Below are 6,135 nucleotides of genomic sequence, written 5' to 3'. Positions count from 1 at the left end.
TCCTGGCTTGCCGGCAGCCGCCGCCTGCACCGGCGCTACGAACGGAAACCCGAGCACTTCCTCGCGTTCACAGCCATCGCCACCAGCCTCATCAACTACCGACGACTCACCAAATGAAACGACGTCTTACTAGTGGACAGCCGCTGATCTGGGAGCACTTCATCGCCGCCGGATTACCCGGGAAGGCTTAGCCATGATTCCCTGATGACGATTGCCGGACAGTTGGCTGTCCTGTAACGGCAGATCGATAGGCCACGCGTCACCCTGGCAGACCGCGCTTTCCTCGCCGCCCTCCTCCACCGGCTCCTCAAGCCGACACCGCGGCAGCTACGCCTGATCGTTTCGCCGGAGACGGTCCTGAGGTGGCACCGTGACCTCGTGCGCCTCGTCACGGGGCTACACCTCGGCCCAAGCGGTCCGGCAGGCCGCCGCCCCGTCGCTCCATCCAGGTCGTTGTCCTGCGCTTGGCCCGCGAGAACGACCGCTCTACGGAGCTGCACAAAATGCCATAAAGTGGAAGAAACCGTTACCCTGCGCGTCATTTGACCAGAGATCGAAATGAGGTCATGAACAAGACGTCGGGGGTCTGTCATCGTGCGCCGCACACGCTCTCCTGGCTCGTGTCCACCCGCACGCCACCCACCAGGCGCAAGGGGAAGAGTCCCGCCAACGGTGCCCGTCGCCCGAGGTTCTCGGCGTCCTCGGCGCTCGAATACCGGTTGCTGCCGTGCTCCCCGCAACCGCGCTCGCAGCACCAGCGCATGGTGGCGCCCTCGCTCTGGACCCGGAACCGGTGTCTGACAAGTCGCGGGCACGGGGCGCGAGGGAGGAACAATGCGGAACCGGACACTGAGCAAGATCGGCACACAGTTGTTGCGTCTGCGTCACGACACGTCACAGAGCTCGCAGGACCGGACGGCGCCAGCCGACTACGGACTGGACCAAAGGCAGGTCGACGAATTCGTCGCCGGCACGCTGGACGCGGAGGGCGAGGCGGCGCTCGCCCATCAGGTGGCGCGGCTGCTGCCCTTCCACTGGACATGGCCCAACCGGGTCGCAGAGGCGATGTCGCAGATCATGAACCACTTCGATGATCAGCGTGAGCTTATGGCCTGGCTGGATCGGCATCCCGGCCTGCCACGGCTGGTGGCCCGCCTGTACGTCTTCATGGGCCTCCTCGACTCGTACAGCGCCATGCCCGCGGTCGTGACCGCGATGCGTGAGTACCGGGAGCGGACACCGTATCCGCCGGGCCTGCAGCCCTACTTGGTGCCTGCCACCGATGACGACACGCTCTCGAGCATTGCTTTCAAGGTCGAGAAGCTGCTCGGCGAGGAGCGGACCCAGGAGGCCGTCGAACTGGCCCTGGCCACTGCGGCATGGCTGCAGCAGATCGCACCGCGCGCGCGGGAACTCACCCCTGAGGTCGGCGACTTGGACGAGCTGATGGGGCACGCGCGGCAGGACATCCAGGCGGCAGCAGCCGACATTTGAACAGGTCAGTCGATGGGCGGTGAACGGCATGACGGTGAAACTGAACGCGAGGGCGTTCGACCACGCAAAGAAACTGACTGAACAGGGCCGGACCGTCCTGGACGACCGGGACGAGTGGAGCGAGCACCGGCCTTCGGCGGCGGACGAGAACGCCTACCTTGAGAAGCACGGATTCAACGAGTACGCCAGGTGGTACCTGGGCATCGACGACGAGATGGGAGAGGAGACCAAGGGCCGGTACAAGTTCCCCTACGGCGATTTCGAGCGCGTCCACCGCTGCGGTGTGCTCTCCGCCAAGGTACGCGCCGGGCAGCAGAAATACGCGGACATCGAGAACGCCGCCGAGCACCTGCACGGACTGCTGGACGCCAAACGGGCCGGTAACCGGTGACAGCGCCGAAAAGTGCGTCCAGGCCACGGCGCACCGCGCCGCTTCCAGTCCGCAACCCTACGAAGATCCTGACCGCCGCCGGCGAGCAGACCACCGCGCACGGCCCCGAGGTCGGCATGGACGAGATCGCTTCCGCGGCGGGCGTGGCCGTGGGCACCCTGTACCGGCACTTCCCCACCAAGACGGACCTGGTCGCTGCGCTCGAGGTTTCCGGCGACCTGCACGCCCGAGGGTGGGGAGCTGCTGGGGATGCTCTACGCGGAACTCAATCCGGACGGGTGACGAACGCCGGGCGGCTCAGTACGCCGAGTTGACGTTGTCGATGGAGCCGTAACGGTGGGCGGCGTAGTTGGCGGCGGCGGTGATGTTGGCGACCGGGTCGGTGGAGCTGTTGGCGGTGCCGGCGACGTGGAATGCCTTGAACGTGGGGTCGATGACCTGGAGCAGACCCTTGGAGGGGATGCCGTTCTTGGCGTTGACGTCGTAGTTGTTCTGGGCGTTGGGGTTGCCACTGGACTCGCGCATGATGTTGCGGTGCAGGCCCTCGTAGGTGCCCGGAATGCCCTTGGCCTTCATGATGGCCAGGGACTGCTTGATCCAGCCGTCGAGGTTGTTCGCGCCACCCTTGGCACCGGCGGGGCCGGCGGCCTTGGAGGCGATGGCGGGGGCGGCCATGGGGGCCTCGGCGGCGTGGGCGGCCGGCGTCAGCGTCAGGGCCGCGGCCGCGGCGCCGGTGGTGACCAGGCCGGTGACGGCCAGGTTGCGCAGACGGGCGAAGCGGGACGCAGCGGTGATCACGGTCAAGGGGGTCTCCTACGGGACGTCTCTGAGGCGCCGGCCGGATCATCCGGTCGCGGCCTGTCGGGCGTCGGGGCGAGGCCCCGCACTGCGCGGCAAACAAGGACGGCCCCGGCGATCCCGCCCGGCCCGACCCGCTGTTTGCGGCGACGAGAAATATGTTTAGCGACGGCGAGGACGGGAAGCAAGAATGTGACCTACTACCCAAGAGTGTAGAAATTTCGCAATTCGGTCATTTCGCCTCTTTCCACGTGCGTGAGACCACCGTGAGGCTCTACGATCCCGCTTAGGACGTGACCTACCTCTCGTGGGTGGCGTCACGCGGAGAGCCGGAAAATCAGGCTTCCGGCCGGGCTTGCTCCACCCGGAAGGGGGCAGCGTGCAGCTCGGAAATGCGTACACGTGCTCCAGCCCTCTCCGGGATGGCTACGGGTCTCCTGAACCCACCGTGAACGGCACGCGTCACGTGTCACAGCCCGGCTTCATGCCTCCGCCAAGGCGGTCAGGGGTCGGTGAACGTGCCGCCCGGATTCCCGCCCGGGCCAGCGGCCCGGTATCCGGCTGTCAGCAAGGTGGGCGTTGATACGGCGGCAGTGGTGGCTCACCAGCGCCAGCAGCTCCGGTGGCACCTCGTCGCCCACCGGGCCCGGGGTGCGCGCGGGGCGGCAGGGTGTCGCGGATCTGCTGCAGGCGGGTGTCCTGCGTCGGATCGTGGGGGATCTCGCTGCGCCGCTGCGGTCGCCTGTGCGGGTGGGTGGAGGTCATGGCCGGGCCGTCCTCGCGGCCGGTCCCACGATCCGGCGCCCGCATGGCTACGCGTGAGGCGCCGTGAGTGACGCGGCGTGTCCAGGGCCTGGCCGTCCGCGTCAGTCGTGGGCCGATGCGGCACTCGGCCGGGCACCGTCACAGCGCGCCAAGGGGCGGCACCAGCCAGGACAACGACGGTCCTCCCGCCGGGGTCACGGCGCGACGGCCGGCCCGCCGGGCCCCGGCTGCACACGGGGCGCGCCGCCGGTGCCGCACGGCGCTCGCTGCGCCCGGCGCCGTCGCAGAGCCACAGGGCGGTGGCGAAGTTCAGCCAAGGCGCCGCGCACCAGCGTCCAGTGGCTGGACGGATCGACCTCGCCGGCCGGTGGAGTAGGAGCTGCCGATCAGGGGCGCGGCGGAGTACGAAGTGGATCGCATACGCGAAGTACGGACGTTCATCGGCCTGTCCAGGTGGCGAGGGCCGCTTGGCCCTCCGTGTAAATCCTGGAGCGATGGCGTGAGGAGTACGCAGCATCGGCGGCGACAACGGGTGCGATTCCGCCAGATTTTCGCGTCTCTACGTGGTTGAACATAAGCGGAGCGCAATCGACGTGACGCGAAGTCCTCTTGAGTCGGCCCCGGAGCCCGCAAAAGACTGCTGCGGTAGCAAGGCCGTGCTCCGGACCCGGAGCCTGCGACACAGCAGTCACGATCGCAATGTGAGGAGAACATCGATGCTCGACGCCGACCGCCGAGAGGACGCACACTCGATCATGCTGATCGATGGAACCGCCACCCGAACCCGGGAGGCGGCCCCCGTCGACCTGGTGCCAGTGCAGGAACTGCACCGCCGCTGCTCGCTGGGCAGTCGAGCCCTGCGGTACCACGCGGGCAAGACCGGGATCTCCCCTGCCGAATGGCGTCAGTTGTCCGATCCGGAGCGCGGCACCACGCTGGTGACCGCTCCAGCCGAGCGTACGGAGTACATCATCGCCATGACGAACGTCATGCGCACCGATCAGCAGGGGGTGGGGGAACTCGCAATCCTGGTCGAGGACGCATGGCAGGCCAGGGGGCTTGGCACCGCGCTGGCCGAACATGCGGCTGCCGTTGCCCGCCGCGAGGGGCACCACGCACTGGCCGCCACGGTGGCGGCGAGCAACACGTCGATGCTCCACCTTCTCGAGAAGCTGGATGCGTCCCCGGTCGACACCACCGGCCCCGTGCTCGACCTCCGCATACTGCTCTAGACCTTCTCGCGGGCCATCCCGCCGGCAACGGACCGGCGGTAGCGCTCGCCCGGATGACGCCGGTGCCGGGACTCTTCGTGGGGCGGCCACGAGGGCCGTTGTCAGAGGCGATGGGCAAGATTGCGGCCATGAATGTCACTCCTGTCACTCCGCCACGGCCGATCGACGTTGCCGCGGTCTTTCCCCAACTGGCGCCGCTGGCCCGCACGGCGACCCGCCTGCACCCCCGCCCTGGGGCGCCGACGTGGCACGACAGCTCGATCGGCGGGCCGCTGCTGTGGCCCGCTGAGGAGCCGTGGCCGCACTGCGAGGAACCGCATGTGGTGGATGGCATCAACCCAGCCCGGTCCCCGGCCGATCTGCGGCTGGAACGACGGATCTTCGCCGCCTCGCACGGCCGGGACCTGACTCCGGAGGAACGGGAGACTCTCGAGCGGATCCGACCCCCTCGGACGTATCCGGTGAGGCTGGCCGTCCAGGCGTACGACGGTCCCATGGCGATGCTGCCCGTCGCGCAGCTGTACGTAAGGGATGTGCCCGATCTGAGCCCTCCGGAGGGCAAGGACCTGCTGCAGGTTCTGTGGTGCCCCTTCGATCATCCGATCATGCCCAGGACCCTGCTCTTCTGGCGTTCGGCAGCCGCCGTCACCGACATTCTCGACACGGCCCCCGAGCCACCCGCAGTGCAGTTCGACGGCTATCTACCGGAACCGTGCGTGCTCGAACCGGAGCAGATCATCGAGTACCCCGACCATCTGGAGCTGAGCGAAGAACTGCGGGAGCAGCTCAAGCAGTGGAGGGTGCCGCAGGCAGCAGAGGAAGACATGGACCCGGACACGTACTACGACTGTGTGCTGTCCAACGCACCCGGCTGGAAGGTCGGCGGCTGGCCCGCTTGGGACTCCACCGACCCCAGCTCGCAGCCCTGCTCCGAGTGCGGCACCGGCATGGAGGTCCTGATGACCGTCGCCACGTTCGAGGAAGGGGACGATGCCGGGAACAGCTGGTCTCCGCACCCTCACCCAGGTGCTGGACCGTACCCCGGCCACCGCGGCTACAACGCGACCGGTGTCCAGATAGGCAGCGGCTACCGGCAGCACCTGTTCGTCTGCCCGGCGGAGCCCGAGCATCCGCACATCGAGTTGATGACGTAGCCCGTCCGCAGTGTGCATCCGGGGCGTCACGTTGCGGGCATGCCGTGACGCCGGGCCGCGAGGCTCAGGGTGCCTGCCTGCGGCCCGACATCCGAGAAGGAAGCGGGGCTTCCCTGACACAACCGCGAAGCCCTCGATCAACCTCACCCGCTCCCGCCAGGGAAACGCCCTCTCAAAGAGCGTTTTGTCCTGTCGGGTGCGTTTGATTCCGTTATGGGTGGTCGAGCTGGCTGGGACGGCTGAGGCTAGGGTCGCTATCCGTGATGCGGGAGATGGCTGACGCGATTGCCGGAGACGTTTC

The 6,135-nt window shown here is 67.8% G+C and carries 6 protein-coding genes and 1 pseudogene; 6 read left to right on the top strand and 1 reads right to left on the bottom strand.

The window, feature by feature from the left end:
• The 4 genes and pseudogenes from E5082_RS32235 to E5082_RS33525 form a co-directional block, all read left to right on the top strand.
• Window positions 1–117, top strand: a pseudogene (locus tag E5082_RS32235) (IS5/IS1182 family transposase); the annotation flags it as partial.
• Between the two features lie 717 nt (window positions 118–834).
• Window positions 835–1,494: a hypothetical protein gene (locus tag E5082_RS32230; RefSeq protein ID WP_135794740.1), complete on the top strand. Its 660-nt coding sequence runs from the start codon at window positions 835–837 to the stop codon at window positions 1,492–1,494.
• Between the two features lie 28 nt (window positions 1,495–1,522).
• The gene (locus tag E5082_RS32225) at window positions 1,523–1,885 is read left to right on the top strand and encodes a hypothetical protein (RefSeq protein ID WP_135794739.1); all 363 of its coding nucleotides are present in this window, start codon (window positions 1,523–1,525) and stop codon (window positions 1,883–1,885) included.
• Window positions 1,882–2,199 carry a helix-turn-helix domain-containing protein gene (locus E5082_RS33525; protein WP_268255614.1) on the top strand — a complete coding sequence of 106 codons (318 nt, stop codon included), beginning with the start codon at window positions 1,882–1,884 and terminating at the stop codon, window positions 2,197–2,199. The genes E5082_RS32225 and E5082_RS33525 overlap by 4 nt, the downstream gene beginning before the upstream one ends.
• Here E5082_RS33525 and E5082_RS32215 read toward each other — a convergent pair.
• On the bottom strand, window positions 2,183–2,689 hold the full coding sequence (locus E5082_RS32215; protein ID WP_135794738.1) for a transglycosylase SLT domain-containing protein: 507 nt from the start codon (window positions 2,687–2,689) through the stop codon (window positions 2,183–2,185). The two genes, E5082_RS33525 and E5082_RS32215, sit on opposite strands and share 17 nt — an antisense overlap.
• 1,475 nt (window positions 2,690–4,164) lie before the next feature.
• Here E5082_RS32215 and E5082_RS32205 point away from each other — a divergent pair.
• Both E5082_RS32205 and E5082_RS32200 read left to right on the top strand, forming a co-directional pair.
• Entirely contained in the window at window positions 4,165–4,680 is a 516-nt protein-coding gene (locus E5082_RS32205) for a GNAT family N-acetyltransferase (protein WP_135794737.1), read from the top strand.
• A gap of 128 nt (window positions 4,681–4,808) precedes the next feature.
• Entirely contained in the window at window positions 4,809–5,834 is a 1,026-nt protein-coding gene (locus tag E5082_RS32200; RefSeq protein ID WP_135794736.1) for a hypothetical protein, read from the top strand.
• The last annotated feature ends 301 nt before the right edge of the window (window positions 5,835–6,135 follow it).

Source organism: Streptomyces griseoluteus, assembly GCF_004784465.1.
Lineage (GTDB): Bacteria > Actinomycetota > Actinomycetes > Streptomycetales > Streptomycetaceae > Streptomyces > Streptomyces griseoluteus.
Note: the sequence above shows the minus strand (reverse complement) of the source record. Positions and strands in the feature narration are given on the sequence as shown.